At 71.4% G+C, this 25,717-nt stretch carries 29 protein-coding genes and 1 tRNA gene; 13 read left to right on the forward strand and 17 right to left on the reverse strand.

Going from position 1 to position 25,717, the window contains the following annotated elements:
• Positions 1–3: 3 nt before the first annotated feature.
• The 5 genes from AYL44_RS05795 to AYL44_RS05815 form a co-directional block, all read right to left on the reverse strand.
• The gene (locus AYL44_RS05795) at positions 4–837 is read right to left on the reverse strand and encodes an undecaprenyl-diphosphate phosphatase (protein WP_064002248.1); all 834 of its coding nucleotides are present in this window, start codon (positions 835–837) and stop codon (positions 4–6) included.
• 10 nt (positions 838–847) lie between these two features.
• The gene (locus AYL44_RS05800; protein WP_064002492.1) at positions 848–2,146 is read right to left on the reverse strand and encodes a M20/M25/M40 family metallo-hydrolase; all 1,299 of its coding nucleotides are present in this window, start codon (positions 2,144–2,146) and stop codon (positions 848–850) included.
• A gap of 86 nt (positions 2,147–2,232) precedes the next feature.
• A tRNA-Leu gene (locus AYL44_RS05805) sits at positions 2,233–2,317 on the reverse strand.
• Positions 2,318–2,409: 92 nt separating this feature from the next.
• A complete protein-coding gene (locus AYL44_RS05810) occupies positions 2,410–3,513 on the reverse strand; it encodes a VIT1/CCC1 transporter family protein (RefSeq protein ID WP_064002249.1) in 1,104 nt (367 codons plus the stop codon).
• 80 nt (positions 3,514–3,593) lie between these two features.
• On the reverse strand, positions 3,594–5,435 hold the full coding sequence (locus AYL44_RS05815; protein WP_064002493.1) for a DEAD/DEAH box helicase: 1,842 nt from the start codon (positions 5,433–5,435) through the stop codon (positions 3,594–3,596).
• A gap of 98 nt (positions 5,436–5,533) precedes the next feature.
• Here AYL44_RS05815 and AYL44_RS05820 point away from each other — a divergent pair, with 98 nt between their 5' ends.
• On the forward strand, positions 5,534–6,376 hold the full coding sequence (locus tag AYL44_RS05820) for an SGNH/GDSL hydrolase family protein (protein ID WP_064002250.1): 843 nt from the start codon (positions 5,534–5,536) through the stop codon (positions 6,374–6,376).
• A 6-nt stretch (positions 6,377–6,382) separates the two neighbouring features.
• On the opposite strand, the gene AYL44_RS05825 is transcribed toward AYL44_RS05820, so the two are convergent.
• On the reverse strand, positions 6,383–7,174 hold the full coding sequence (locus AYL44_RS05825; RefSeq protein WP_064002251.1) for a TrmH family RNA methyltransferase: 792 nt from the start codon (positions 7,172–7,174) through the stop codon (positions 6,383–6,385).
• 78 nt (positions 7,175–7,252) lie between these two features.
• Between AYL44_RS05825 and AYL44_RS05830 the strand changes: the two genes are divergently transcribed.
• Positions 7,253–8,098, forward strand: a complete 846-nt coding sequence (locus tag AYL44_RS05830; RefSeq protein ID WP_064002252.1) for a Sir2 family NAD-dependent protein deacetylase — start codon at positions 7,253–7,255, stop codon at positions 8,096–8,098.
• Between the two features lie 26 nt (positions 8,099–8,124).
• Positions 8,125–8,730 carry a histidine phosphatase family protein gene (locus AYL44_RS05835; protein WP_064002253.1) on the forward strand — a complete coding sequence of 202 codons (606 nt, stop codon included), beginning with the start codon at positions 8,125–8,127 and terminating at the stop codon, positions 8,728–8,730.
• Between the two features lie 3 nt (positions 8,731–8,733).
• Here the strand turns inward: AYL44_RS05835 and AYL44_RS05840 are convergent, their stop codons facing one another.
• The 4 genes from AYL44_RS05840 to pdhA are packed head-to-tail and all read right to left on the reverse strand — an operon-like array spanning position 8,734 to position 13,353.
• The gene (locus AYL44_RS05840) at positions 8,734–9,888 is read right to left on the reverse strand and encodes an acyl-CoA dehydrogenase family protein (protein ID WP_082886102.1); all 1,155 of its coding nucleotides are present in this window, start codon (positions 9,886–9,888) and stop codon (positions 8,734–8,736) included.
• A gap of 8 nt (positions 9,889–9,896) precedes the next feature.
• Positions 9,897–11,231: a dihydrolipoamide acetyltransferase family protein gene (locus AYL44_RS05845; RefSeq protein ID WP_064002255.1), complete on the reverse strand. Its 1,335-nt coding sequence runs from the start codon at positions 11,229–11,231 to the stop codon at positions 9,897–9,899.
• The gene (locus tag AYL44_RS05850; RefSeq protein WP_064002256.1) at positions 11,228–12,235 is read right to left on the reverse strand and encodes an alpha-ketoacid dehydrogenase subunit beta; all 1,008 of its coding nucleotides are present in this window, start codon (positions 12,233–12,235) and stop codon (positions 11,228–11,230) included. The genes AYL44_RS05845 and AYL44_RS05850 overlap by 4 nt, the downstream gene beginning before the upstream one ends.
• Positions 12,232–13,353: a pyruvate dehydrogenase (acetyl-transferring) E1 component subunit alpha gene (pdhA, locus tag AYL44_RS05855; protein ID WP_064002257.1), complete on the reverse strand. Its 1,122-nt coding sequence runs from the start codon at positions 13,351–13,353 to the stop codon at positions 12,232–12,234. Before pdhA ends, AYL44_RS05850 begins: the two co-directional genes overlap by 4 nt.
• A 177-nt stretch (positions 13,354–13,530) precedes the next feature.
• Here pdhA and AYL44_RS05860 point away from each other — a divergent pair, with 177 nt between their 5' ends.
• Positions 13,531–14,004: an Lrp/AsnC family transcriptional regulator gene (locus tag AYL44_RS05860; RefSeq protein WP_064002258.1), complete on the forward strand. Its 474-nt coding sequence runs from the start codon at positions 13,531–13,533 to the stop codon at positions 14,002–14,004.
• Here the strand turns inward: AYL44_RS05860 and AYL44_RS05865 are convergent.
• Entirely contained in the window at positions 13,952–14,959 is a 1,008-nt protein-coding gene (locus AYL44_RS05865; protein ID WP_064002259.1) for an EamA family transporter, read from the reverse strand. The genes AYL44_RS05860 and AYL44_RS05865 overlap by 53 nt on opposite strands.
• A gap of 91 nt (positions 14,960–15,050) precedes the next feature.
• On the opposite strand from AYL44_RS05865, the gene AYL44_RS05870 reads away from it, so the two are divergent.
• The gene (locus AYL44_RS05870; RefSeq protein WP_064002260.1) at positions 15,051–15,608 is read left to right on the forward strand and encodes a CGNR zinc finger domain-containing protein; all 558 of its coding nucleotides are present in this window, start codon (positions 15,051–15,053) and stop codon (positions 15,606–15,608) included.
• Here the strand turns inward: AYL44_RS05870 and AYL44_RS05875 are convergent.
• A complete protein-coding gene (locus tag AYL44_RS05875; RefSeq protein WP_064002261.1) occupies positions 15,568–16,464 on the reverse strand; it encodes an alpha/beta fold hydrolase in 897 nt (298 codons plus the stop codon). The two genes, AYL44_RS05870 and AYL44_RS05875, sit on opposite strands and share 41 nt — an antisense overlap.
• Positions 16,465–16,551: 87 nt before the next feature.
• Between AYL44_RS05875 and AYL44_RS05880 the strand changes: the two genes are divergently transcribed.
• Complete coding sequence (locus tag AYL44_RS05880) at positions 16,552–17,310, forward strand: exonuclease domain-containing protein (RefSeq protein ID WP_064002262.1); 759 nt, start codon at positions 16,552–16,554, stop codon at positions 17,308–17,310.
• Positions 17,311–17,319: 9 nt separating this feature from the next.
• On the opposite strand, the gene AYL44_RS05885 is transcribed toward AYL44_RS05880, so the two are convergent.
• From AYL44_RS05885 to glgA, 4 genes are all read right to left on the reverse strand, one after another.
• Positions 17,320–17,838 carry a hypothetical protein gene (locus AYL44_RS05885; protein ID WP_064002263.1) on the reverse strand — a complete coding sequence of 173 codons (519 nt, stop codon included), beginning with the start codon at positions 17,836–17,838 and terminating at the stop codon, positions 17,320–17,322.
• Between the two features lie 75 nt (positions 17,839–17,913).
• Positions 17,914–18,165, reverse strand: a complete 252-nt coding sequence (locus tag AYL44_RS05890) for a type B 50S ribosomal protein L31 (RefSeq protein ID WP_018186539.1) — start codon at positions 18,163–18,165, stop codon at positions 17,914–17,916.
• An 80-nt stretch (positions 18,166–18,245) separates the two neighbouring features.
• A complete protein-coding gene (locus tag AYL44_RS05895) occupies positions 18,246–19,031 on the reverse strand; it encodes an ABC transporter ATP-binding protein (RefSeq protein ID WP_064002264.1) in 786 nt (261 codons plus the stop codon).
• A 9-nt stretch (positions 19,032–19,040) separates the two neighbouring features.
• Positions 19,041–20,252: a glycogen synthase gene (gene glgA / locus AYL44_RS05900; RefSeq protein WP_064002265.1), complete on the reverse strand. Its 1,212-nt coding sequence runs from the start codon at positions 20,250–20,252 to the stop codon at positions 19,041–19,043.
• 76 nt (positions 20,253–20,328) lie between these two features.
• Here glgA and glgC point away from each other — a divergent pair, with 76 nt between their 5' ends.
• The 3 genes from glgC to AYL44_RS05915 are packed head-to-tail and all read left to right on the forward strand — an operon-like array spanning position 20,329 to position 22,983.
• Positions 20,329–21,573 (forward strand): glucose-1-phosphate adenylyltransferase, encoded by a 1,245-nt coding sequence (gene glgC / locus AYL44_RS05905; protein WP_064002266.1) that lies wholly within the window; start codon positions 20,329–20,331, stop codon positions 21,571–21,573.
• Between the two features lie 38 nt (positions 21,574–21,611).
• Positions 21,612–22,247, forward strand: a complete 636-nt coding sequence (gene serB / locus AYL44_RS05910; protein ID WP_064002267.1) for a phosphoserine phosphatase SerB — start codon at positions 21,612–21,614, stop codon at positions 22,245–22,247.
• Positions 22,248–22,299: 52 nt separating this feature from the next.
• The gene (locus AYL44_RS05915) at positions 22,300–22,983 is read left to right on the forward strand and encodes an alpha/beta fold hydrolase (RefSeq protein WP_064002494.1); all 684 of its coding nucleotides are present in this window, start codon (positions 22,300–22,302) and stop codon (positions 22,981–22,983) included.
• A 6-nt stretch (positions 22,984–22,989) separates the two neighbouring features.
• Here AYL44_RS05915 and fabG read toward each other — a convergent pair whose 3' ends face one another.
• The gene (gene fabG / locus AYL44_RS05920) at positions 22,990–23,700 is read right to left on the reverse strand and encodes a 3-oxoacyl-ACP reductase FabG (protein WP_064002268.1); all 711 of its coding nucleotides are present in this window, start codon (positions 23,698–23,700) and stop codon (positions 22,990–22,992) included.
• 92 nt (positions 23,701–23,792) lie between these two features.
• On the opposite strand from fabG, the gene AYL44_RS14835 reads away from it, so the two are divergent.
• From AYL44_RS14835 to AYL44_RS05940, 4 genes are all read left to right on the forward strand, one after another.
• Positions 23,793–24,314 carry a DUF4190 domain-containing protein gene (locus tag AYL44_RS14835; protein WP_064002269.1) on the forward strand — a complete coding sequence of 174 codons (522 nt, stop codon included), beginning with the start codon at positions 23,793–23,795 and terminating at the stop codon, positions 24,312–24,314.
• Between the two features lie 109 nt (positions 24,315–24,423).
• Positions 24,424–24,687, forward strand: a complete 264-nt coding sequence (locus AYL44_RS05930; protein WP_064002270.1) for a DUF3099 domain-containing protein — start codon at positions 24,424–24,426, stop codon at positions 24,685–24,687.
• Positions 24,684–24,887, forward strand: a complete 204-nt coding sequence (locus tag AYL44_RS05935; RefSeq protein WP_064002271.1) for a hypothetical protein — start codon at positions 24,684–24,686, stop codon at positions 24,885–24,887. The genes AYL44_RS05930 and AYL44_RS05935 overlap by 4 nt, the downstream gene beginning before the upstream one ends.
• Positions 24,884–25,714, forward strand: coding sequence for an SURF1 family protein (locus AYL44_RS05940; RefSeq protein WP_064002272.1), 831 nt, complete (start codon positions 24,884–24,886; stop codon positions 25,712–25,714). The genes AYL44_RS05935 and AYL44_RS05940 overlap by 4 nt, the downstream gene beginning before the upstream one ends.
• Positions 25,715–25,717: the final 3 nt, after the last annotated feature.

Consider the following 25,717-nt stretch of genomic DNA (forward strand, 5'->3'; position numbering starts at 1 on the left):
AGCTCAGTAGGCCTGCAGCACCCCGGTGGCGAGCAGGATGAGCAGGACGACGCCCAGCACGACCCGGTAGAGGACGAACGGCAGGAAGCTGCCGCGCTTGAGGTATCGCATGAGGTAGGCGATGACCGCGAGACCCACGCCGAACGAGACGATCGTCGCGACCGCTGTCTCGCCGAGGGTGAACGGCGACTGCCCGGGCTCGCGGATCGCCTGCAGCAGCTCGTAGAGGCCGCTGCCGAACACGGCCGGCACCGCCAGCAGGAACGCGACCTCCGCCGCGGCCGGACGGGTGTACCCGAGCGCCAGGCCGGCGGTCGTCGTGGCACCCGAGCGCGAGACGCCGGGGATGAGGGCGAGCGCCTGGGCGAAGCCGAGGGTCAGTCCGTGACCCATCGTCAGGTCCTTCTCGGTGCGGTCGCGCTTCCCGAGCGCGTCTGCGACACCGAGGATCAGGCCGAACACGATGAGGACGATCGCGACGAGCCAGAGGTTGCGGAACGTCTCGCGGATCACGTCCTGGAAGAGGAAGCCGAGCACGCCGATCGGGATCGTGCCGATGATGACGATCCACCCCATCCGCGCGTCCGGGTCGTTGCGCGGGACACGCCCCGTGAGGGACTTCGCCCACGCGACGATGATGCGCACGATGCGGGTCCAGAAGTACACGAGGACGGCGAGCTCGGTGCCGATCTGCGTGATGGCGGTGAACGTCGCACCCGGGTCCTCGGCCGAGGGCAGGAACTCCCCCACGATGCGCAGGTGCGCACTCGAGGAGATCGGGAGGAACTCGGTCAGACCCTGGACGATGCCCAGGATGATGGCCTCGAGGATCGACATGCGGGGCCTTTCAGTATGAGCGGATCAGATCGGTGAGCACACGCTGCCCGAACACCAGCGCGTCGATCGGGACACGCTCGTCGACACCGTGGAACATCCCCGTGAAGTCGAGATCGGCGGGCAGTCGCAGCGGTGCGAACCCGAACCCGGCGATGCCGAGCTCGGCGAGGGCCTTGTTGTCGGTCCCTCCCCCCATAAGGTACGGGATGACCGGCACGCCCGGATCGTGCCGGTCCAGCGCGCCGACCATCGCGTCGACCAGGTCCCCGGCGAACGGCACCTCGAGTCCGATGTCGCGGTGGACGACCTCGATGCGGATGTCGTCGCCGACGATCCGCTGCACCTGTGCGAGCACCTCGTCCTCGCGCCCGGGGAGGGTGCGGATGTCGATCGCGGCGGTCGCGGCATCCGGGATCACGTTGTGCTTGTAACCGGCGGTGAGGCCTGTCGGGTTCGTGGTCGTCCGGAAGGTGGAGCGCAGGAACGCGGATGCCGCGCCCGCCGTGTCGGCGACGGTGTCGGGGTCGTCGGCCAGGGTGCCCGACAGCTCGGCGAGCGAGCCGACCAGCTGGCGCGTCGTCGAGGTGAGTTCGATCGGCCATCCCGTACGGCCGAGAGCGGCGACGGCCTCCGCGAGGCGTGTGACGGCGTTGTCGGGGTGGTGACGGCTGCCGTGGCCGGCGAGGCCGGTCGCGTGCAGCCGGATCCAGACGAGCGCCTTCTCGCCGACCTGCAGCAGGTACGCGCGCTCGTCGCCGACGGCGATCGAGTACCCGCCGACCTCGCTGATCGCCTCGGATGCGCCGGCGAACCACTCGGCCCGGTCCCGGACCACCAGCTGGGAACCTTCGACGCCGCCGTTCTCCTCGTCGGCGAAGAAGGTCAGGATCAGGTCGCGCTCGGGCTGCTCCCCCGCCCGCAGGAGGTCGCCGACCGAGGTGAGGATCATGGCGTCCATGTCCTTCATGTCGACGGCGCCACGACCCCACAGCATCCCGTCCTTGACGACACCTTCGAAGGGGTCGACGCTCCAGTCCTCGGCCACGGCGGGGACGACGTCGAGGTGGCCGTGGAGGACGAGCGCGGGCTTGTCGGGGTTGCGCCCCGGCACCCGGGCGGTGACGTTCGTGCGGCGCGGGATGGGCTCGTAGTACTCCGGGGTGAGGCCGAGAGACTCGAGGTACGCGCCGACGTACTCGGCGGCCTCCCGTTCGCCGTGCGCGCGCCCTTCGCCGTAGTTCGTCGTGTCGAACCGGATCAGGTCGCGCGCGACGCGGGCGACCTCGGGCAGATCGTCGGGAGCGGACATGCCGCCCACGCTACCCGGTCGGCAGGACGGCGCCGGGGAGGCCGGAAACGAGAAATGGGCCCCTTTCGGGACCCATTTCGACTCTGTGCGCGAGGGGGGACTTGAACCCCCACGCCCTATTCGGGCACTAGCACCTCAAGCTAGCGCGTCTACCTATTCCGCCACCCGCGCAGAGTTTTCTCCCGTCGTTTCCTCGGGGATTTCGGTTTCGCAACCGAGGATCGACAGTAGCACGTTCTGACCGCTCCCGATAATCGGGGCGACTACGCCGCGGAGACGCCGAAGAGCAGACCCAGCAGGTAGGTGATCGCCGCCGCACCGAAGCCGATCGCGAGCTGGCGGAGGCCGCGACGCAGGGGCGGGGCGCCCGAGAGCAGCCCGACGGTGGCGCCGGTGAGCAGCAGCGCGAGTCCGACCAGGGCGAGGGCGAGGACGACGGCGGAGAGCCCCGAGAGGCCGAAGATCCAGGGCAGGACCGGGATGACGGCACCCGAGGCGAAGAACGCGAAGCTGGATGCCGCGGCCCCGAACGCCGAGCCGACAGATTCGAGGTCGGCCGGCGGCTCCGCGGCGCGCCGGTAGGGCACGGCGCGGTCGCTCGCCTGGGCGGTCGCGATGACCTTCCGTGCCCGGGCCAGCGCGTCGTCCTCGTCGAGCCCGCGCGTCCGGTACACCAGGGCGAGTTCGTTGGCGTCCAGGTCAAGGTCGGGCAGGACGTGATCGGTGTCGTTGTTGGGATGCGTCGCCTCAATCAGTTCGCGCTGCGACCGGACCGAGACGAACTCGCCGGCCGCCATCGAGAGGGCGCCCGCGAGGAGGCCCGCGATGCCGCTGAAGAGCACGAACTGCGGCGCGACCCCGGTCGCGCCGATGCCCATGACGAGGGCGAGGTTGGACACCAGTCCGTCGTTGGCGCCGAAGACGGCGGCGCGGAAGGTGCCCGACAGGCGCATCCGGCCGCGCGCGGCCAGGCCGCGCACGACCTCGCCGTGGATCTTCTCGTCGGCCCGCATCGCGGGGGTGGCGTGCGGGTCGTCGTCGTACGGGGAGCGGTTCTCGGCGTTCTGCGCGAGCGCGAGGACGAAGATCGAGCCGAAGCGGCGCGCCATCGTGGCCAGCATCCGTGTGCGCACCGACGCCCTCGGCAGCCGCTGCGGCTCGCTTCCCAGCAGTCCTAGCCAGTGCGCTTCGTGGCGCCCCTCCGCGTCGGCGAGCGCCGTCAGGATGTCGCGCTCCTCCCCGGACTTCCGTGCGGCGAGTTCGCGGTACACGCGGGCCTCGGCGCGTTCGTCAGCGAGATAGGAGGCCCAGCGTCGCCGATCCCTCGGGGTGGCGTCGGGCAGCGGGGTCGCGTTCGTCGTGCTCATGTCCCTTTCACGGTATCCACCGCGGCCGGCCGGGACCGCGCCGAAGCCGGAACTGCCAGCATTTCGGGGATCCGAAGGGGTCAGGAGTGCACGCGCCGTCGCAGGACGTCGATGCGCGCCTGCAGCTGCGCGACGGTCGCGCGCGCGACCTCGGGTCCCCCGCACACGCGACGCAGTTCGGCGTGCACGGCGCCGTGGGGTTCGCCGCTCTGCCGCGCGTAGAGCCCGACGAGGCTGTTGAGCAGTTGTCGCTGCTCGCGGAGGGTGCGGTGCAGCGCCGGCGGCAGGGTGTTCTCCGGCTCGCCCGTCGCCTCGCCGTGCGCCTTCTCCCGTGCTTCGCGGGCGTGACGGTGGCGCGACTGCCGCGACTGGCGTTGCATGAGGAGTTCGTGCACGTGCTCGGGCTCCAGCAGGCCCGGGATGCCGAGGAACTCCTCCTCCTCGAGAGTGCCCGGGACGGCGAGCTGGCCGAACTCCTTGCCGTCGTAGAGCACCCGGTCGAAGTGCGCGGTCGACCCGAGAGCCTGGTAGCTGCCCTCCTCGAGCAGGGAGTCCGACGCCTTGTCCTCGCGTTCGGCCTCCTCCAGCAGCGAGTCCTCGAGACCGTCGTCGTCCGACTCCTCTCGGTCGAGGGCGTGGTCGCGCTCGCGTTCCATCTCGTTCGCGAGGGCGAGCAGCTGCGGCACGTTGGGGAGGAAGACGGATGCCGCTTCGCCGCGGCGCCGGGCCCGCACGAAGCGACCGATGGCCTGAGCGAAGAAGAGCGGGGTCGAGGCGCTCGTCGCGTAGACGCCGACGGCGAGACGGGGGACGTCGACGCCCTCCGACACCATGCGGACGGCGACCATCCACCGCGTCGTGGACTGCGAGAAGGTCTCGATCCGTCCCGACGCGGCCTTGTCATCGGAGAGGACGACCGTCGTCGGCTCCCCCGTGATGTCGCGGAGGATCGCGGCGTACGCCCGGGCGGCCGTCTGGTCGGTCGCGATGACGAGGCCCCCGGCATCCGGGACGTCCTGGCGGACCTCGCTCAGTCGGCGGTCCGCAGAGCGCAGCACGGCGGAGATCCACTCGCCCTCGGGGTTCAGCGCCGTCCGCCACGCCTGCGCGTTGATGTCCTTCGTGTTGTCCTGACCGAGGTGCGCCTCGTACTCGTCACCGGCCTTGGTGCGCCACTTCATCTGGCCCGCGTACACGTGGAAGAGCACCGGACGGACGACGCCGTCGGCGAGCGCGCGGCCGTAGCCGTAGTTGTAGTCGGTCCGCGAGATGCGGATGCCCTTGTCGTTGGGGTGGTACTCGACGAACGGGATCGGTGCCGTGTCGCTGCGGAACGGCGTGCCCGACAGCAGCAGCCGGCGGGCCGCCCGCCCGTAGGCCTCGCGCAGCGCGTCGCCCCAGCTGAGGGCGTCGCCGCCGTGGTGGACCTCGTCGAGGATGACGAGGGCGCGCGAGTCGAGGACGAGACGCTCGTGCACGGAGGCCTTCACCGCGACCTGCGCGTAGGTGACGGCGACGCCGTGGTAGTGCCGCGCCGGTGAGTAGTGCTTGTTACTGAACCGCGGGTCGAGCCGGATCGAGACGCGGGCCGCGGCATCCGCCCACTGCGTCTTGAGGTGCTCGGTCGGTGCCACCACGATGATGCGGTCGATCACCCCGCGTCGCAGCAGCTCACTCGCGAGCCGGAGCGCGAAGGTCGTCTTGCCGGCGCCGGGGGTGGCGGCGGCGAGGAAGTCGCGGGGTCCCCGTCCGACGCCGTCGGGCCCGTCGGCCTCGAAGTACTGCTCGAGGGCCTCGGCCTGCCAGGCACGCAGGTTCTGGGCCGTTCCCCACGGGGCACGCTGCGGGAATGCGGGCGAGAGGTGCTCGGCGGCGAAACTCCCGAAGTGGGGCTCCTGCGAAGCCGCCCCCTCTTCGTTCATCGTCTCGCTCGTCACGTCGATCCACCCTAATCGTCCGGTCCGACACCGGGCGCCCCGGGTCGCCGCGCGCGGACGGGTAGCCTCGAGGCGGAGGTGCCATGCGCGACATCGACTCCGGGCCCGAAGAGAACCGTTCGCCCTACGTCCCCAACTCGACCGCCCACCCGTGGCGACGGATGGTGTCGATCGGTGACTCGTTCACCGAGGGGATCGGCGACCCCTACCCCGACCGCCCGGGTGAGCACCGCGGCTGGGCCGACCGCGTCGCTGCCGTGCTTTCGTCCCAGGTCGAGGACTTCGCCTACGCGAACCTCGCGATCCGCGGCAAACTCATCCGCCAGATCGTTGACGCGCAGGTCGAACCCGCGCTCGCGCTGAAGCCCGACCTCATCACGCTCTCCGCCGGCGGCAACGACGTCATCCGCCCGCAGGGTGATCCGGATGCGGTCGCCGAACTCTTCGAGGACGCCGTCGCCCGGCTGTCGTCGCAGGGCGCGACGCTGCTCGTGTTCACGGCCGTCGACACCGAGTTCACCCCGGTGTTCCGCGGCATCCGCGGGCGCGTGGCGATCTACAACGAGAACATCCGGGCCATCGCGGATCGGTACGACTGCATCGTCGCCGATCAGTGGGCGCTGAAGTCGGTGCAGGACATGCGCTTCTTCGACGACGACCGGCTGCACTACAACGCGCTCGGGCACCACGAGGTCGCACGGATGGTGCTGCGCGCCCTGAACGTGCCGAACGACCTGCAGCCGATGGCTCCCGAGGCGCTGCCGCCGACCACGTGGCGCGCCGCGCGCGCGAACGACCTCGTCTGGGCGCGGGAGCACTTCGTGCCCTGGGTCCTGCGGCGCCTGCGGCACCAGTCCTCGGGAGACAACGTCACCGCCAAGCGCCCCGAAGCGCTGCCGTTCTCGACCGACGCACCGCAGGGCTGATCCGACTCAGCGCAACGCCCAGAGCGCGACCGCGGCGGCCGACGCGACGTTGAGGGAGTCGACCCCGCCCGCCATCGGGATCGTGACGATCGTGTCGGCGGCGGCGAGGGCGGCGTCCGACAGCCCCTCGCCCTCAGACCCCATGAGCACGGCGAGCCGCTCCGGTCGCGCGGCGGCGAACGCGTCCAGGGGCACCGCGTCCTCGGCCAGCGCGAGAGCCGCCAGGTGGATGCCGGCGGCCGCGAACAGGAGCGACGCGGCATCCCATTCGGGCAACCGCGTCCACGGCACCTGGAAGACGGTGCCCATGCTCACCCGCACGCTCCGGCGGTACAGCGGATCGCCGCAGCGCGGGCTGACGAGCACGGCGTCCGCGCCGAGGGCGGCGGCGGCGCGGAACGCGGCCCCCACGTTCGTGTGGTCGACGATGTCCTCGAGGACCACGACCGTACGCGCGCCCTCGAGGAGCGCGGCGGGATCAGGGAGCGCGGGGCGATGCATGGCGGCGAGCGCGCCGCGATGGACGGCGAAGCCGGTGACCTGCTCGGCGACGGTGTCCGGCACGACGTAGACGGGGGCGTCGCCGGCGAGCGGGAGTGCGTCGTCGAGCCACTTCTCCTGCACGAGCAGGGAGCGGGGACGGTGCCCCGCCGCGACCGCACGGGAGATGACCTTCGCCGATTCGGCGATGTAGAGGCCCCCGGCGGGTTCGGCGACGCGACGCAGCGCCGTGTCGGTGAGGTCGCGGTAGTCCGACAGGCGCGGATCGGCGGGATCGTCGATCCGGGTCGTCGTCATACACCCATGCTGTCACGGGCGCCGCGGCGTGATCTGCACGAAACCGCGACGGCGTAGGCTCGGAAACCGAGGAGGGCCATGAGCGTGCTGGACCTGGATGCCGCGACGAGCGCCGCCGTGGAACGCGCGGTCGACGCGCTCGCCGGGCGCCGCGTCGCCGTCCTCACCGGCGCCGGGGTCTCGACCGATTCGGGCATCCCCGATTACCGCGGCAAGGGCGCCCCCGTCCGCACCCCCATGACGGCGCAGGACTTCCTCGCCGACGACGCCTCCCGGCGGCGGTACTGGGTGGGCAGTCACCTCGGCTGGCGTACATTCGCCGCCGCCGCCCCCAACGACGGGCACCGCGCGCTCGCCGACCTCGAGCGGTCCGGGGTCGCGACCGGCGTCATCACGCAGAACGTCGACGGGCTCCACCTGCGCGCCGGTAGCCGCCGGGTCGTCGAGCTGCACGGCACGATGCGGCGGGTGAGCTGCCTGCACTGCGGTCAGGTCTTCGACCGGCGCGACCTCGCCGAGCGCATCGAACGCGACAACCCGTGGATCACCGTGCCCGACAGTGTCGAGCTCGGTCCCGACGGCGACGTCCTGCCCGGGCGCAGCGACGGCTTTGTCGTCCCGGACTGCTCGGTGTGCGGCGGGATGCTCAAGCCCGAGGTCGTCTTCTTCGGCGAATACATCCCGCTGGAGAAGTTCCGCGAGGCCGAGCAGCTCGTGCGCGCCAGCAGCGCCCTGCTGATCGCCGGCTCGTCGCTCGTCGTGAACTCGGGCATCCGGCTGCTCGACCGGGCGCGGCGCCGCAAGCTCCCGGTCGTTATCGTCAACCGCGGGCAGACCCGCGGTGACGCGCGGGCGACGGTGAAGATCGACGCCGGCACTTCCGAGGTGCTGACGGCGCTGAGCCGGGCCCTCTCGGCTGGCTGACACCGCGGCCCGCGTAGGCTCGTGGGGTGACGATCCTCACCCTCGTACGCCACGGCGAGACCGACTGGAACCGCGCCCGCCGCATCCAGGGCTCGACGGACATCCCGCTCAACGACACCGGTCGGATCCAGGCACGTGCCGCCGCCCATGACCTCGCCGAGCGCGCGACGCGCGCGAGCATGACCGTCGTGGTCTCGAGCGACTTGTCCCGCGCACATGAGACCGCCCGCATCATCGCCGCGGAGCTGGGCTTGGCGGAGCCGACCACCCACATCGGGCTGCGGGAGCGCTCGTACGGCGAGGCCGAGGGCGTCACCGACGTGGAGTTCGCCGAGCGCTGGGGACCTTGGGACACGGCCGTCGTGCCAGGCGCCGAACCCCGCGACGCCGTGGCGGTCCGCGCGCTCGCCGCACTACAGGAGGTCGTCGAGCGCGCCCGGCGCGAGAACGATCCGCACGCCCCCGACCTCATCGTCGTCGCCCACGGCGCGCTCATCCGCGCCGTCATGGAGCACGTGACCGACGGCGTGCACCCCGGCCGAGGCCACAAGATCCTCAACGGGTCGGCTCACAGCTTCCGCGTCGAGCCCGAGGGTCTCATCCTGCTCGAGACCTCCGCCGTCCCCGTCTGACGATCAGGCGAGCCCGAGCGACCGGGCGATCAGGAGCAGCTGCACCTCGGTCGTCCCCTCCCCCACTTCGAGGATCTTCGAGTCGCGGAAGTGACGGGCGACGGGGTACTCGTTCATGAACCCGTTGCCGCCGAAGATCTGCGTCGCATCGCGTGCGTTGTCCATCGCGGCGTCGCTCGAGGTGAGCTTGGCGATGGCGGCCTCGGTCTTGAACGGCAGGCCCGCGTCGCGCAGACGCGCCGCGTGCAGCCAGGCCAGCCGCGACACGTGCACGCGCTGCTGCATGCGCGCCAGCATGAACTGGATCGCCTGCCGGCTGCCCAGCGACTCCCCGAACACGACACGGCTCTTCACGTAGTCGACGGACGCCTCGAGGCATCCCTCCGCGGCACCGGTGGCGAGCGCCGCGATCGCGATCCGGCCCTCGTCGAGGATGTGCAGGAAGTTCGCGAAGCCGCGGCCACGCTCCCCCAGCAGGTTCCCCTCCGGAACGCGCGCGCCCGTGAAGACGAGCGGATGCGTATCGCTCGCGTGCCAGCCGACCTTGTCGTACGCCGGACCGACCGTGAACCCCGGAGTGCCGCTCGGCACGATGATCGTCGAGATCTCCCGCGTCGCAGAACCCGGCTCACCCGTGACGGCGGTGACGGTGACGAAGCGCGTGATCGGGGTGCCCGAGTTGGTGATGAACTGCTTGGCCCCGTCGATCACCCACTCGCCGCCGTCGAGACGCGCGGTCGTGCGGGTGGCCCCGGCATCCGATCCCGCCTCCGGCTCGGTCAGACCGAACCCGGCGAGCGCACGACCCGCCAGCAGGTCGGGCAGGTGCTCCTCGCGCTGCGCGTCGGTCCCGAAGCGGAAGATCGGCATCGCCCCGAGGCTGACACCGGCCTCCAGCGTGATGGCGATGGACTGATCGACGCGCGCGAGCGCCTCGATGGCGAGTCCGAGCGTGACGTAGTCGCCGCCCTGCCCGCCGACCTCCTCGGGGAAAGGGAGGCCGAACAGTCCCATGTCGCCCATCTGGGCGACGACGTCCATCGGCAGCGTCTTCGTGCGATCCGCCTCGTACGACACCGGCGCGACCACCTCGTCGGCGAACGAGCGCACGAGACCGGCGAGCTCGACCTGCTCCTCGCTGAGCCCGTATCCTGACATCGGCAGGCTCATGCGAACACCATCGCCCGGGCCGGGTCGCGCAGGACGTCGCCCACGTCGGTGAGGAAACGAGCCGCCTCGGCGCCGTCGACCAGCCGGTGGTCGAACGACAGGCTCAGCGTCATGACGTCGCGCAGCGCAACGCCGCCCTCGTGCTCCCAGGGCCGGCGCTGCACCGCTCCGAGACCTAGGATGCCGGCCTCCCCCGGCACGAGGATGGGTGTGCCGGCGTCGACGCCGAACACCCCGTAGTTGGTGATCGAGAAGGTGCTGCCCGACAGGTCCGCCGGAGTGGCCTTGCCCGCCCGCGCCGTCTCCGCGAGGGCGCGGATCGCGTCGGAGAGCTCGAGGAGCGGCATCCCGCCGGCATCCTTCACCGACGGAACGACGAGTCCGCGCTCGGTCGCCGCGGCGATGCCGAGGTTGACCTTCGCGAAGCGGACGATCTCGCCCGCCGCGTCGTCCCACGTCGCGTTCAACTCCGGCGTGCGGCGCAGCGCGAGGCAGACCGCCTTCGCGGCGACCGCCATGATCCCGACCCTGCGCTCGGCGTAGCGGGCGTCGGCCCGCAGACCCGCCACGAAGGCGACGGATGCCGTCACGTCGACGGTGAGGAAGGTCGCCGCGTGCGGGGCGGTGAACGCGGAGCGCACCATCGCGTCGGCCGTGTGCTTGCGCACCCCGCGGATCGGGATGCGCTCGTCGCCGGCCGCGCTGGCGACGGGTGCCGCGGTCGGCGGCACGGGCCCGCGCGGAGCCTCGGGGGTCGCCGTGGCCGTGCGGGCGGCGTAGGCCTCGACGTCGTCGCGCGTGATGAGACCGTCCACCCCGCTCGCGGCCACGAGGTCGAGGTCGACCCCGAGGTCGCGGGCCAGCTTGCGCACCGGCGGCGTGGACCGGGGGCGCTCGCGCGGCTCGCGCTCGGGGGCGCTCGGCGCGATCGCGTCGTGCGGCGCGGCCTCGCGGACGGCCAGATCGACGGCGTCGCCCGCCGCCCCCGCCCGAGCCCGCCGCTGCGGGCGGGCGGTGCTGCGGGGCGCCGCCCCGTAGCCGACCAGATTGGGCTCGCGCTTCTCCGCGGTCTCGGCGGCCGCGGCATCCGATCCCTCGACGTCGAACGAGATGAGCACCTCGCCGACGGGGACGACGTCGCCCTCGGCGTGACGGATCGCCGAGACGGTGCCGGCGAAGGGGGACGGGAGTTCTACGACGGCCTTGGCCGTCTCGACCTCGGCGATCGTCTGATTCAGCGTGACCTCGTCACCCGCGGCGACGTGCCACTGGACGATCTCGGCCTCGACGAGACCCTCCCCCAGGTCGGGAAGTCGGAAGTCGGTGCTCACGCCGTCACCTCCGGCATCCCGGCACGCCCCATGACGCGGTCGACGGCGTCGAGGATCCGGTCGAGGTCGGGCAGGTGGTGCTGCTCGAGCTTCGCCGGCGGGTACGGCACGTCGTGCCCGGTCACCCGCAGCGGCGGCGCTTCGAGGTAGTGGAAGCACTTCTCCGTGATGCTCGCGATCACCTCGGCGGCGACACCGGCCTCGCGGGACGCCTCGTGCGTGACCACGACACGACCCGTGCGCCGGACGGAGGCCGCCACGGTCCCGTAGTCGACCGGCGACAGCGACCGCAGGTCGATCACCTCGAGCGACAGCCCCTCGTCCTCGGCGGCGAGCGCGGCATCCATCGCCGTCGTCACCTGCGAGCCGTACGTCACGATCGTGACGTCGGTGCCCTCCCGGACGACGCGCGCGAGACCGAGGGGCGGCGCGTCGGCGATGTCGCCGTCGAGGTCGACCTCGCCCTTGGAGTGGTAGAGCCGCTTCGGCTCGAAGAAGACGACCGGGTCGTCGCTCGCGATCGCCTGACGGAGCATCGTGTACGCGTCCTGCGGATTCGACACGGCCACCACGCGCAGACCCGCGGTGTGGACGAAGTACGCCTCGGGCGATTCGGAGTGGTGCTCGGCTGCCCCCACGCCGCCGGCCCACGGGATGCGGATCGTGATCGGCATCTTCACGCGTCCCTGCGTGCGGTAGTGCAGCTTCGCGACCTGACTGACGATCTGGTCGAAGGCGGGGTAGACGAATCCGTCGAACTGGATCTCGACGATCGGCCGGAAGCCCCGGAAGGCGAGGCCGACGGCGGTCCCCACGATGCCGGACTCCGCGAGCGGGGTGTCGACCACGCGGCGCGGTCCGAACTCGGCCTGCAGACCGTCGGTGATGCGGAACACGCCGCCGAGGCGGCCGATGTCCTCCCCCATCACGAGCACGCGGTCGTCATCGGTCATGGCGCGACGCATCGCGGCGGTGAGGGCCTTCCCCATCGTGAGCTCGGTCATCGCGCCCCTCCTTCGTCGAAGCCGTCGAGGTAGGCGGCGAACCCGGCGCGCTGCTCGTCGAGCCCGCTGTGGGGCTCCGCGTACACGTGGTCGAACACCCGCAGCGGCTCGGGGGCGGCGGCCCCCACGACGGCGCTGCGCATCGCCGCCGTGAAGCGGTCGGCATCCGCCGTCAACGCCTCGGCGAAGGCGTCGTCGAACGCACCGAGGGACCGCAGGTACGCCTCGACCCGGGCGAGGGGGTCGCGCGCCCGCCAGTACGCCACCTCGTCCGCGTCGCGGTAGCGGGTGGGGTCGTCCGAGGTGGTGTGCGGTCCGACGCGGTAGGTGACGGCCTCGAGGTACGCGGGACCGCGGCCGCTCCGGGCGTGGTCGGCCGCCCAGCGCATCGCGGCGATGCACGCGAGAACGTCGTTGCCGTCGACCCGCAGGCTCGGGATGCCGAAGCCCGGCGCGCGGCCGGCGATCGGTGTCCGCGACTGCAGTCCGACGGGTTCGGAGATCGCCCACTGGTTGTTGGAGCAGACGAACACAACGGGCACCCCGAAGGCCGAGCCGAAGACCATCGCCTCGTTGACGTCGCCCTGGCTCGTCGCGCCGTCGCCGAAGTAGGCGACCGCGACCTGGTCGCCGCCGTCGCGCTGGATGCCCATGGCGTACCCGACGGCGTGGAGGCTCTGCGCGCCGATGATGATCTGCGGGTTCGCGACGTGGACGTCGGCGGGGTCCCAGCTGGCGTGCTCGGCGCCGTGCCACACCATGACGAAGTCGCGGGGCTTCACGCCGCGGACGACCTCGATGCCGATCTCGCGGTAGCTGGGGAAGAGGAAGTCGTCGTCGTGGCAGGCCCAGGCGGTGCCGACCTGCACGGCCTCCTGACCCTGCGCCGGCGCCCAGAGGCCCAAGTGGCCCTGGCGCTGCAGCGCGACGCCCTCGGCATCGAGGCGGCGGGTCAGGAACATGTCGCGGTAAACCTGACGGAGCATCGCGGCGTCGACGTCGGCGGCCCATGGGTCGAGCCGCTCGTCGCGGACGCGGCGGCCCTCGTGGTCGAGAAGACGGGCCACGTCCTCGGTGTCGCTCGCCACCGACGCGGCGGGGGTCAGAGTGTCGGTCATCATCGTCCCTCTCTGATCGCGGACACGCGTCTTGTGGACGGGTGGCCGGCGCAGAACACCGGCTTCGTCGCCGGATGCTGCGAGAGTATGCCGACATCGCACCTCGCTCAAGCATCACGCGCAACATTGAGCAGGATGCGTAAGCGGCGGCGCGACCCCCTGCTATGGTGTGGCACTATGAGCGCCCTCGACCACGTGGATCTCGAGCTGCTGAACGCCCTCGCCGAGGACCACCGTGCCACCGTGGTCGCGCTCGCCGAGCGACTCGGGCTCTCCCGCAACACCGTCCAGGCCCGCATGGCCAAGCTCGAGCGATCGGGGGTCTTCCTCTCGTTCGAGCGGGCGATGTCGCCCTCCGCGCTGGGTTATGCGATCGACGCGATCCTGCACGTCCAGGTGCGCCAGGCGGATCTGCCGCGGATCACCGACGAACTGCAGGAGATCCCCGAAGTGGTCCAGTGCCACGGACTGAGCGGACCCGTCGACCTGCTCGTGCGGGTCGCGGCGCGCGACACGCAGCACCTGTTCGACATCGACGCGCGCATCCTCGCGATCGACGGCGTCGAGCGCACCGAGACCTCCCTCGCCATGGGCGAGGTCATCGGATACCGGGTCCGACCTCTCCTGGCAGCGGCTCGGCGGGGGAACTGACATCGGCGGGCGCGCGCTCCTCGACACGGACGAGGACCACGCCCACCAGGATGAGCGCGCCACCCACGAACTGGACCGGCGCCGGCGCCTCCCCCAGCAGCAGCCAGGCGAAGCTCAGCGCGAACAGCACCTCGGAGAGCCCGACGAACGAGGCCAGCCGCGACCCGATCCTCGGGACCGCCATGACGCCGAACGCGTACCCCAGGGCCGTGCACACTCCCACCAAGAGCAGCGGGACCAGCGGCGCAGCACTCATCCCGAGCATCTCCACCGGCGCGCCCGACACCCGGAGGGGCAGGATGCCGACACCCGCCAGGGCCAGGATCGTCACCGTCCCGACGAGCAACCCTCCGGCCGCCAGGGCGAGCGGCGGCAGGTCGTCCCCGGTGCGCTCGCTCATGACGAAGTACACGCACGCGCACACCGCCGCCAGGAGGGCGAACACCGTGCCGAGCAGATCGAAGCGCGCACCGGAGATGTCGACGACGAGGACGAGGCCGGCCATGGCGACGACCGACCCGATGAGGACGGTGCGCGACGGCGCGCGGCGCGTCCTCGCCCAGACGAAGAGGACGAGCATGACCGGCGCGAGGTACTGGATGAGCAGGGCGACGCCCACCGGCATCCGCTGCAGGGCCGAGAAGTAGAAGACCTGGCATCCCACCACCGGGATGAGCCCGAAGGCGACGAGCGAGAGCCAGTGCACCCGGAGGAAGTCCGGGCGGCGGCGGAGCGTGCGAACGAGCGCGGGCGAGAGGACGAGGCCCGCGACACCCATCCGGATCGCCAGCACGGCCGCGAGCGACCATCCACCCTCGAGGAGCGGCTTGGCGATCGGGCCGCTGATCGAGAACGTCAGCGCGCTCGTGACCGCCAGCAGCAGTCCGCTCGAAGGCGTGCGCCGCACGACGGGGGCGGGGCCGGCGGCGAGCCGGACGGGCGCGGTGTGCGTCATCGATCGTCCTCGGGGGTGCGGTCCGTGAGTCATGACCTAAGCGTCATTACACTGGTGACAGTAGCGATCCCCCGCGTCAGGAGTCAAGACCATGTTCATCCATGACACCGAGATCTCGCTCCGCGCCGCGACGGCGCTGGTGAACTCCCTCCCCGAGATCGACGGCGAGGGCGTCGACAGGCTGGCGACCCTCGACGACCTGAGCGCGTTCCTGCAGGAGTTCCCCTACAGCGGCGTGATCCGCCGGGACGACGTCGAACTGTCCGAGCTGCGTGCCGCCCGCACACGGCTGCGGATGCTGTGGGCCGGCGACCGGGTGGCGGCGGTGCCCATCGTCAACGCGATGCTGCGCGAGGGGAAGGCACTCCCCCAGCTCGTCATCCACGACTCCTACGACTGGCACATCCACGCGACCGACGACGCGGCGCCGCTCGCGACGCGCATCACCGTGGAGGTCGCGATGGCGTTCGTCGACGTCATCCGCTCGGACGAGTTCGACCGCGTGCGGGTGTGCTCGGCCGACGACTGCGAGGCCGTCTACATCGACTATTCGAAGAACGGCTCGAAGCGCTACTGCGACACCGGCAACTGCGGCAACCGCATGAACGTCATGGCGTATCGGCGCCGGAAGGCCGAAGAAAGCGCCTGACGGCGGATGCCGCAGCCTGCGGCGTCTCGTAGTGGATGAGGTGCCCCACACCGGGGATCACGACGAGCTCCGCGTGCGGGAACAGCTTCTGCAGCGCGTACTGCGCCGACAGTGGCGTGATGTCGTCGTTCTCCGCGGCGACGAGCAGCGTCGGCACCGGGATGTCGGGGGCCGCGGCCCGCACGTCGTTCGACACCGAGGTGACGAACGCCTCGGAGAGGGTGTCCCGATCGGCGAAGCGCGAGAAGTAGGTGTCGTGCTGGTCGTGGATGAAGGCGCGAAGGTCCTTGTCGCGCGTCTTGGCCATCGCGATGCTCATGACCCGCACGATGAGCGGGTTCCGCAGCAGCGCGTCGCCGAGGCGGCGCGGCAGGCGCGCTCCGGCCCGGTAGTAGAAGATCGCGAGACGGGTGAGGATGCCGCGGGGTCCCTCGAGTGCCGGTGCGCCGATGGGGTTCACGAGGATCAGCCGCGGCGCCCGGAGCCCGCGGGCCACGGCGGCCGCCGAGACGATCGACCCGAACGAGTGCCCCAGGACGACGGCTCCCGGCGCCGCCGCGGCGGCGAAGGCCGTGAGCCAGTCAGCGTAGCCGGCCAGATCGTGCCGGCCGGGCATGGCGGGGGTCTCGCCGAACCCCGGCAGGTCGGGTGAGACGACGCGCACGTCGTCGAGGAAGGCGACGACCGGCTCGAGGCCGTGGTGCTCCCCCCGGAATCCGTGGACGGCGAGGATCGTCGTGGCCGCGTCATCCGGTCCGTAGGTCCAGTAGGCCGTCCGGGTCCCCGCGACGGTCACGTCGTGCCGCGCGACGGGGATGGCGTCGAGTCGCTCGGCGTACGGGTTCGCGGCGGTCACCCGACGAGTCTACGAGCGCGGGGCGCACCTCCCCGCCGGCGGCGCGTCATCCGCGTCGATGTCCGACCCGGATCGTAGCGTCGGAGCATGGGCGCCTGGCACGACACTCCGCTGTGGGACGACGACACGTGGGGCGACGCCCCGGCGCCCGCACCGCTCACCGCCGCGGGTCCGTGCGCGGGTCCGCTCGGCGTGTTCGACCTCGAGACGACCGGCGTCGACGTACGGTCCGACCGCATCGTGACCGCTCACGTCGGCGTCCTGGACGCGTCCGGCGCCGTGATCGACGCCCGCACCTGGCTGGCGGACCCCGGCGTGGCGATCCCCGCCGGCGCGACCGCCGTCCACGGGATCACGACGGAGCGGGCCCGCGCCGACGGCCGCCCCGCCGCGGAGGTCGTCGCCGAGGTCACCGCGTCGCTGCGGGACCTCTTCGCGGCCGGCATCCCCGTCGTCGCCTACAACGCACCGTTCGACTTCTCCCTCCTCAAGTACGAGGGCCTCCGCCACGGGGTGACCCCCATCGAGGCCCCCTCCCCGGTCATCGATCCCCTGGTCGTCGACAAGACGTACGACCGGTACCGGCGCGGCAAGCGCACGCTCGAGGTCGTCGCCGCCCACTACGCCGTCATGCTCGAGGGCGCACACGACGCGGCCGCCGACGCGATCGCCGCGGGCCGCGTCGCCCAAGCCATCGCCGCGCGGTTCGACCTCGACATCTCCGCGGACGAGTTGCACACGCAGCAGATCTCCTGGGCGCGGGCGCAGGCCGAGAGTCTCAGCGAGTACTTCGTGCGCATCGGGCGGATCGACGCCGACGTCGACGGCAGCTGGCCCATCCGCTGAACGCCCGGCTCACTGGGCCGGCAGGCACCCGCCGTCCTGGATGATGCCGCCGACCTCGACGGTCACGCGTTCCGCCTCGAGCGCACCGTGGACGCACGCCCCCGCGGGTGTCATCGCGCCGAACAGCACGTCTCCGGCCCCGGTGCGGGACTGGACACCGGCCAGCCCCTCCGCGACGAGCAGGTCCACGACCTCCGCCTCGGAGAATCCGCCGGCGCCGCGCAGCTCCTCCAGTCCGGCGCGGACACGATCCGCCACCGGAGCCGCGGCATCCTCCTGGTCGTCCGTCAGCGGGAAGCGATCCCGATAGGCCTCGTTCGCCTCCATCGCAGCGTCGGGATCGTAGGGCGCGCACTCGGGCGGCAGCTCGGCGTGCGGCTGGACGGGACACGCCGCCGTCACCGTGGGGCTCGGGGCATCGCCGCCCGGGCTCGCGGCGGGCGAAGACCCGGTCGCGCATCCCGCCAGGGAGAGCGCCCCGGCCACGAGGACCGGGACGAGGACGGCGAGGAGGTGTGGTCGACGCATGGGGGCAGTCTCGCACGGCACCGTCCGCGGATACGACGAAGGCCCCGCCGGAGCGGGGCCTTCGGTGACGGCTGCTTACTTGCTGCCGAAGTTCTTGAAGCGCTGGTTGAACTTCTCGACGCGGCCGGCCGAGTCCATGATGCGCTGCTTGCCCGTGTAGAACGGGTGCGAGGCGGACGAGATCTCGACGTCGATGACGGGGTAGGTCTCGCCGTCCAGCTCGATCGTCTTGTCGCTCGAGACCGTCGAACGGGTCAGGAAGGTCTCGCCGGAGCCGAGGTCGCGGAACACGACGGCGCGGTACTCGGGGTGGATGTCAGTCTTCATTGGGTTCCTCACGAAGTGCCCTGGATTTTGCCAGATGCGGGTGGAAGTCTGCGGCGCGAGCGCGCCAACGCAAGATTCTATCAGGATGCCGCGCGCGCGGCGAACCGGCCGTCCTCGGCCGTCAGCGTGATGGGCAGACCGAAGGTGGCCGTGAGGTTCTCCGCCGTGAGGGTCTCGGCGATCGGCCCCTGCGCGACCGCGGCTCCCTCGCGCAGCAGCAGGACGTGCGTGAAGCCGACGGGGATCTCCTCGACGTGGTGGGTGACCATGATCATGGCCGGCGTCGACTCCTCCCGGGCGTACCCGCCGAGGAGGGACAGCAGCTCCTCGCGGGCGCCGAGGTCGAGGCTCGCGGTCGGCTCGTCCAGCAGCAGCAGCTCGGGGTCGGTCATGACGGCACGGGCGATCTGCACCCGCTTCTGCTCACCGTCGGAGAGCGTCCCGAAGGTGCGGTCGGCGAGGTCCGCAAGACCCCACTCCCCCAGCACGCGACGCGCACGGCGCTCATCGATCGCTTCGTAGTCCTCGCGCCACCGGCCCAGGACCGAGTAGGCCGCCGTGAGGACGACGTCGAGCACCGTCTCGTCCTGGGGCACGCGCTTGGCCATCGCCGACGACGCGAAACCGATCCGCGGGCGCAGGTCGAAGACGTCGGTGCGCCCGAGCCGCTCGTCGAGGACGGTCACGGCGCCGGAGGTGGGGTGGACGAGCGTCGCCGCGAGCTGCAGCACGGTCGTCTTGCCGGCGCCGTTGGGGCCGAGCACCACCCAGCGCTGGTCGGACTCGACCGTCCAGTCGATCCCGTCGACGATGTTGCGGGCGTTGCGGCGGACGACGACGTCGGCGAGTTCGAGCACCTGAGGCATGGCCCCAGCCTATCGAGCGCCGGAGCCCTCCCGAGCGGCCGCCACGACCTCGCGGTAGAGCGCCGCGGTCTCGTCGGCGATCGCCTCCCAGCTGAAAGCGGATGCCGCGCGCTCCCGGCCCGCCCTGCCGTAGGCGCGTGCCCGCTCCGGGTCGGAGACGACCTCGGTCAGGGTCGCCGCGAGGTCGGCGACGAACTTCTCCGGATCAACGGGTGTCCCGGTGCCGTCCTCGACCTGTTCGATCTCGACGAGGCGACCGGTGACACCGTCGATGACGACTTCGGGGATGCCGCCGGTCGCCGTGCCGACGACGGCCGCGCCGCACGCCATCGCCTCGAGGTTGACGATGCCGAGCGGCTCGTAGACGGACGGGCAGACGAACGTCGTCGCGGAGGTGAGGATCGCGCACAGGTCCGGGCGCGGGAGGAACTCCTCGATCCAGACCACCCCTTCCCGGCTGCGCTGGAGCTGCTGGACGAGTCCCTGGACTTCGGCCATGATCTCTGGCGTGTCGGGAGCCCCGGCGCACAGGATGAGCTGCACCTCGGGGGGCAGGAGCTCGGCGGCGCGCAGGAAGTACGGCAGACCCTTCTGGCGGGTGATGCGCCCCACGAAGACGACCGACGGCCGGGACGGGTCGATGCCCCATCGCGACAGGAGCTCCGGGTCCTCGCGGGGCTGCCAGGCGTCGACGTCGATGCCGTTGTAGATGACGCGCACCTTGGCGGGGTCGAGGGAAGGGTAGCTGCGAAGGATGTCGCGCCGCATCCCGTCGCTCACGGCGACGACGGCGGCGGCGTTCTCGTAGGCGGTCTTCTCGACGTAGCTCGAGAGCGCGTAGCCGCCGCCGAGCTGTTCGGCCTTCCACGGACGCAGCGGCTCGAGGGAGTGCGCGGTCACGACGTGCGGCACCCCGTGGAGCATCGAGGCGAGGAAGCCGGCGTAGTTGGCGTACCAGGTGTGGCTGTGCACGACATCCGCTCCCGCGATGTCGCCGACGATCTCCAGGTCCGTCCCGAGCGTCTGCAGCGCGGGATTGGCGCCCGACAGACCCGTCGGGGCCGCGTACGAGGTCGTGTCGGCCTCGTCACGCTCCGCGCCGAACGCGCGCACCTGGACCTCCATCCGGGAGCGCAGCGCCTTGACGAGCTCGGTCACGTGGACACCGGCTCCGCCGTAGATCTCGGGCGGGTATTCCTTCGTGACGATGTCGACGCGCATGGACCGAACTCTAGGGCACCGGGACACGGCGTCACAGTCCTGGTCGGACCCTCCGAAAGACACATAGTGTGAGCACATGCCAGCATCCCCGAAGGTCCTCGGTATCGTCCTCGCCGGTGGCGAGGGCAAGCGACTCATGCCGCTCACCCAGGACCGCGCGAAACCCGCCGTCCCCTTCGGCGGGCAGTACCGGTTGATCGACTTCGCGATCTCGAACCTCATCAACTCCGAGCTCCGCCAGATCGTCGTCCTGACGCAGTACAAGTCGCACAGCCTCGACCGTCACGTGTCGCAGACGTGGCGCATGTCGGCGCTGCTCGGGGCCTACGTCACCTCCGTGCCCGCACAGCAGCGGCTCGGCAAACGATGGTTCTCCGGGTCGGCCGACGCGATCCTCCAGTCCCTCAACCTGATCCACGACGAGAAACCCGACATCGTCGCTGTCATCGGCGCGGATCACGTGTACCGCATGGACTTCCAGCAGATGATCGAGGCGCACATCGCCTCGGGCGCGCGCGCCTCGGTGGCCGGCATCCGTCAGCCAATCTCGCTGGCCAGCCAGTTCGGTGTGATCGACGTGGACCCCGCCGACGGCGTCACGATCCGCGACTTCCTCGAGAAGCCGCAGAACCCGACCGGGCTGCCCGACAGCCCCGGCGAGGTGCTCGCCTCTATGGGCAACTACGTCTTCGACACCGACGCGCTGATCGAGGCCGTCGAGGCCGACGGAGAGCTGCCGACCTCGAACCACGACATGGGCGGCGACATCATCCCCTACTTCGTCTCCCGGGGCGAGGCCGCGGTCTACGACTTCAAGCGCAACGACGTGCCCGGCTCCACCGACCGCGACCGCGACTACTGGCGCGACGTGGGAACGATCGACTCGTTCTTCGACGCGCACATGGACCTCATCTCCGCACTGCCGGTCTTCAACCTGTACAACATGGACTGGCCCATCCGGTCGCAGTCGGTGAACTCGCCGCCCGCGAAGTTCGTCCGCGACGGGATGGGGCGCATCGGGAACGCGATCGACTCGATCGTGTCGCTGGGCTGCGTGCTCTCGGGCACGCATCTCGAGCGGAGCGTGCTGGGTCCGTGGACGCTGTCGGGCGGCGGTGCGACCATCACCGACTCGGTCCTCTTCGACCACGTGAGCGTCGGTGCCGGCGCACGTGTGCACCGCGCGATCCTCGACAAGAACGTCGTGATCGAACCCGGTGCCACGGTGGGCGTCGACCGCGAGCTCGATCTGTCGCGCGGGTTCACCGTCACCGACAGCGGACTCACCGTCGTGGGGAAGAACATCCGCATCACCTCCTGAGCGCGGGGTCTCGGCGGCGGAGCCGCTAGCGTGGTCGGGTGCCTGACGCCCGATTCCTCGTCGTGTTCGACGCCGATTCCACGATCATCCGCAACGAGGTCATCGAGCTCATCGCCGATGAGGCCGGCCGCGGTGCGGAGGTCGCCGCCGCGACCGAGGCGGCGATGCGCGGTGAGGTCGACTTCGCGACGAGTCTGCGCTCCCGGGTGCGGGAGCTGACCGGCGTCCCGGTCGCCGCCTTCGCACGGGTGCTGTCGCGCGTCGAGCCGACGCCGGGCGTGCACGAGCTGATCGCGGCGATCCACGACCGAGGCGGCGTCGCGGCCGTCGTGTCGGGGGGCTTCCACGAGATCCTCGACACCGTCGCCCCCTCGCTCGGCGTCGATGTCTGGCGAGCCAACCGGCTGGCGGTCTCGGGCGGCGCGCTCACCGGCGTCGTCGACGGTCCGATCGTCGATGCGGCCGGCAAGGCCGAGGCGCTGCGCGAGTGGGCGCGGACGTACGGGGTCGCGCCGGCGGCGACCATCGCAGTCGGCGACGGGGCGAACGACCTCCTGATGATGGATGCCGCGGGCCTGGGTGTCGCGTTCAACGCGAAACCCGCCGTCCGCCGTCGTGCCGACCTCGTCATCGGTCCGGTCGATCTCGCCGCCCTCATCCCCCTCCTCCCCTGATCCGACACCGGGGTACCGCCGGATGTCGGCGACCGCCGGTAGCGTCGCGGCCATGGACATCATCCTCATCCCCGGGCTCTGGTTGACGGCCGCGTCATGGGACGACGTCGCCCCCGCCCTGCGCGACGCGGGTCACTCCCCACATCCGCTCACGATGCCGGGTGTGGGTGCCCCGGCATCCGAGGTCCGTCTCGCGGACTGGGTCGACGCGGTCGTCGACGAGATCGACCGCATCGACGGTCCGGTCGTGCTCGTCGGTCACAGCGGCGGCGGGAACGTCGCGTGGGGCGCCGCCGATCGCCGCGCCGACCGGGTGACGCGGGTGGTGTTCGTCGACACGACGCCTCCGCCTCCGGGCGCCGACATCTCGGAGTTCCCCCTCGTCGACGGCGTCGTCCCGTTCCCCGGCTGGGAGTTCTTCGATGCCGAGGACGTCGATGACCTCGACGACGCGACCCGTCGGCGGACGGCGCCGCTCACGGCATCCGTTCCCCGGCACGTCCCGACCGATCCGCTGGTGCTCGAGGGCACCGACCGTCACCGCGTCCCCGTCACCCTCCTCATGGGGTCCCTGGACGAGGCGGCGTTCCGCGAGGCGGTGACGGCCTGGGGCGCGTTCGCCGCGGAATTCGCCGCGATCGGGGAAGCCGAGGTGGTCCGGCTGGGGACCGGTCACTGGCCCCAGTTCTCCGCGCCGGACGAGCTGGCGCGGCGGATCATCGAAGCGGTGCGCTGATACCCGTCAGTGGCCCATGCCGAGGCCGCCGTCGACCGGGATGACCGCGCCCGAGATGTAAGCGGCGTCGTCGGAGGCGAGCCAGACGACGGCGGCGGCGACCTCGTCCGCGGCCCCGAAACGCGCCGCGGGGATGTTCTTCTTGTACTCCGCCTGCGTGTCCTCGGGGAGGGCTGCGGTCATGTCGGTCTCGATGAAACCCGGAGCGACGACGTTCGCCGTGATCCCCCGCGACCCGAGCTCGCGGGTCAGCGAGCGGGCGAAGCCGACGAGCGCGCTCTTGGACGACGAGTAGTTGATCTGCCCGGCCGAGCCGTAGAGGCCGACGACCGAGGAGATGAGGATGACGCGGCCCCACTTGGCCCGCAGCATCCCCTTGGCGGCGCGCTTGACGACACGGAAGGCGCCGCCCAGGTTCGTCGAGACGACCGAGTCGAAGTCCTCCTCCGTCATACGCAGCAGCAGCGTGTCCTTCGTGATCCCGGCGTTCGCGACGACCACCCCGACGGGGCCGAGCTGCTGCTCGACCTCGGTGTACGCGGCATCGAGGGAGGCGGCGTCGGTGACGTCGGCCCGGACCGTCAGCGTCCCCTCGGGCCCCTCGCCCGATCGAGCGGTCACGGCGACCGTGTAGCCCTCCGAGACGAATCGCTCGGCGATCGCGCGGCCGATGCCGCGGTTGCCTCCGGTGACGAGGACGACGCGCTCGTGGGACATGTTTCTCCTTGCTCCGAGCCGGGTGAACCGCACCAGCCTAGCGGCGCGCACGGCGGGTAGGCTGGGGGTCACCTCGCCTGAAGGAGACGGACGTGACCGACGCCACGAACACCCCGCCGCAGCCCTCCGACGTGCCGCCGGCCCCGCCCGCCGCGGGCGCCTCGTACCCGCCCGCCCCGCCGTACGCGCCGCCCGCCGCGCATGCCCAGCCCGCCTACGGCGAGCAGCAGACCGGCACGCCGCAGCCCTACGCGCAGCCGCCCTACGGCCAGCAGCCGTACGCTCAGCCCGCCTACGGGCAGCAGCCCTACGGGCAGCCCGCCTACGGCTACGCGCCGCCCCGGCCCAACAACGTCCTCGCGATCATCTCGCTCGTCGCCTCGATCGCCGGGGTGACGTTCATCCCCCTCATCGGTTCGATCGCCGGTGTCATCACAGGCCACATGTCGCTCAAGCAGCTCAAGACCTCCGGTGAGAACGGCCGCGGCATGGCAGTCGCCGGCACCATCATCGGCTGGATCGGCACGGGCTTCTGGCTGCTGCTGATCCTCATCTGGGTGATCGCGGCCATCGCGATCGCCGCCTCGATCCCGTCCATGGGCCAGATCTCCTAGGAGCCCTCCCACGTCCCGCCGCACCAAGCACGACTCGACACCGTCCGCGACCTCGCTCGCCACGGCGCCGGAGGTCGACGCACGCTCGCGCACCCGTCGCTACGTCATCATGATGACCGTCCGCGTGGTCTGCTTCATCCTGATGGTCACCGTCACCCCGTACGGGTGGCAGACCTGGATCTTCGCGGCCGGCGCTGCAGTCCTGCCCTACCTCGCCGTGGTCGTGGCCAACGTCGGGAACGGCGACGAAGTCGTCGTGGCCGAACGCCCGTCGCGCGAGATCGACGCGGCACCGACGGCATCCGCTCCCCCGCCGAAACCGGACGAGAACGTGATCAGGATCCAGGAGACCCCGCCCCGGGAGGAGCGATGACCAGCCCGCAGTGCTCGCGCGCGGGATGCCGCGCCGACGCGCAGTGGCAGGTCGTGTGGCGGAACCCCCGCATCCACTCGGCCGACCGGCGCAAGGTGTGGACCGCTTGCCCCGACCACGTCGGGTTCCTCCGCGACTACCTCGCGTCGCGGAGCTTCCCCGTCGAGGTCCTCGCGCTCGACACCGCACCCGCCTCGTGAACCGCGACACGGCGCTGCGCTGGAGCGGATACGTCGCCATGGCGATCGTGTTCGCGATCGCCTGCGCGTTCCTGTCGAACTGGCAGTTCTCGCGCAACGCGGAACGGGATGCCGAGCTCGCACTCGTCGCCGACAACTATTCGCGCGAGCCGGTCGCCCTCCGCGACCTCATCCCCGCCGGGCAGGACCTCGTCGCGAGCGACGAGTGGCGTCCCGTCGAGATCCGCGGTGAGTACCTCACGGATCGGACGCTGCTCGTGCGCAACCGACCCCACGGCGGCACGAGCGCCTTCGAGGTCCTCGTGCCCTTCCGGACGGACGACGGTCGCGTGGTCGTGATCGATCGCGGCTGGGTCCCGCCCGGCGACGACCAGCCGGAGCCCGACCGCGTCCCCGCGCCGCCGACGGGCGAGGTCACCGTCGTCGGCCGCCTGCAGCCCGGCGAGCCGCCAGTGCGCGAGGGTCGCTCCGCCCCCGAGGGGCAGGTCGCCACGATAGATCTCACCCTCATCGCGCAGATGACGGGCCAGGCAGGCGACATGATCGACTCCGCCTACGTCCTGATGACCGAGGAGACCCCCGCGCCGGCGGAACGCCCGCAGCAGCTGGAGGATCCGTCGGCCGACCCGGGCCCGTACCTCTCGTACGCGATCCAGTGGATCCTCTTCGCCGTCATGGGATTCGCCTTCATCTGGTACATGATCCGGACCGAGATCCGACACCGGCGCGAGGACGAGGAAGACGGCGGGCGCACGCGCCCTTCCCGGCCGCAGCGACGGCGCGACCGCGACATGGAGGCCGAGGACGAGCTCCTCGACGCCCGCTGACCG

Source organism: Microbacterium oleivorans, assembly GCF_001644225.1.
Classification (GTDB): Bacteria; Actinomycetota; Actinomycetes; order Actinomycetales; family Microbacteriaceae; genus Microbacterium; species Microbacterium gawkjiense.

Coding starts and splice junctions, on each gene's coding strand:
- AYL44_RS05795 (WP_064002248.1), bottom strand. CDS start 837: ATGTCGATCCTCGAGGCCATCATCCTGGGCATCGTCCAGGGTCTGACC.
- AYL44_RS05800 (WP_064002492.1), bottom strand. CDS start 2,146: ATGTCCGCTCCCGACGATCTGCCCGAGGTCGCCCGCGTCGCGCGCGAC.
- AYL44_RS05810 (WP_064002249.1), bottom strand. CDS start 3,513: ATGAGCACGACGAACGCGACCCCGCTGCCCGACGCCACCCCGAGGGAT.
- AYL44_RS05815 (WP_064002493.1), bottom strand. CDS start 5,435: ATGAACGAAGAGGGGGCGGCTTCGCAGGAGCCCCACTTCGGGAGTTTC.
- AYL44_RS05820 (WP_064002250.1), top strand. CDS start 5,534: ATGCGCGACATCGACTCCGGGCCCGAAGAGAACCGTTCGCCCTACGTC.
- AYL44_RS05825 (WP_064002251.1), bottom strand. CDS start 7,174: ATGACGACGACCCGGATCGACGATCCCGCCGATCCGCGCCTGTCGGAC.
- AYL44_RS05830 (WP_064002252.1), top strand. CDS start 7,253: ATGAGCGTGCTGGACCTGGATGCCGCGACGAGCGCCGCCGTGGAACGC.
- AYL44_RS05840 (WP_082886102.1), bottom strand. CDS start 9,888: ATGTCAGGATACGGGCTCAGCGAGGAGCAGGTCGAGCTCGCCGGTCTC.
- AYL44_RS05850 (WP_064002256.1), bottom strand. CDS start 12,235: ATGACCGAGCTCACGATGGGGAAGGCCCTCACCGCCGCGATGCGTCGC.
- pdhA (WP_064002257.1), bottom strand. CDS start 13,353: ATGACCGACACTCTGACCCCCGCCGCGTCGGTGGCGAGCGACACCGAG.
- AYL44_RS05860 (WP_064002258.1), top strand. CDS start 13,531: ATGAGCGCCCTCGACCACGTGGATCTCGAGCTGCTGAACGCCCTCGCC.
- AYL44_RS05865 (WP_064002259.1), bottom strand. CDS start 14,959: ATGACGCACACCGCGCCCGTCCGGCTCGCCGCCGGCCCCGCCCCCGTC.
- AYL44_RS05870 (WP_064002260.1), top strand. CDS start 15,051: ATGTTCATCCATGACACCGAGATCTCGCTCCGCGCCGCGACGGCGCTG.
- AYL44_RS05880 (WP_064002262.1), top strand. CDS start 16,552: ATGGGCGCCTGGCACGACACTCCGCTGTGGGACGACGACACGTGGGGC.
- AYL44_RS05885 (WP_064002263.1), bottom strand. CDS start 17,838: ATGCGTCGACCACACCTCCTCGCCGTCCTCGTCCCGGTCCTCGTGGCC.
- AYL44_RS05890 (WP_018186539.1), bottom strand. CDS start 18,165: ATGAAGACTGACATCCACCCCGAGTACCGCGCCGTCGTGTTCCGCGAC.
- AYL44_RS05895 (WP_064002264.1), bottom strand. CDS start 19,031: ATGCCTCAGGTGCTCGAACTCGCCGACGTCGTCGTCCGCCGCAACGCC.
- glgA (WP_064002265.1), bottom strand. CDS start 20,252: ATGCGCGTCGACATCGTCACGAAGGAATACCCGCCCGAGATCTACGGC.
- glgC (WP_064002266.1), top strand. CDS start 20,329: ATGCCAGCATCCCCGAAGGTCCTCGGTATCGTCCTCGCCGGTGGCGAG.
- AYL44_RS05915 (WP_064002494.1), top strand. CDS start 22,300: ATGGACATCATCCTCATCCCCGGGCTCTGGTTGACGGCCGCGTCATGG.
- fabG (WP_064002268.1), bottom strand. CDS start 23,700: ATGTCCCACGAGCGCGTCGTCCTCGTCACCGGAGGCAACCGCGGCATC.
- AYL44_RS05930 (WP_064002270.1), top strand. CDS start 24,424: ATGATGACCGTCCGCGTGGTCTGCTTCATCCTGATGGTCACCGTCACC.
- AYL44_RS05935 (WP_064002271.1), top strand. CDS start 24,684: ATGACCAGCCCGCAGTGCTCGCGCGCGGGATGCCGCGCCGACGCGCAG.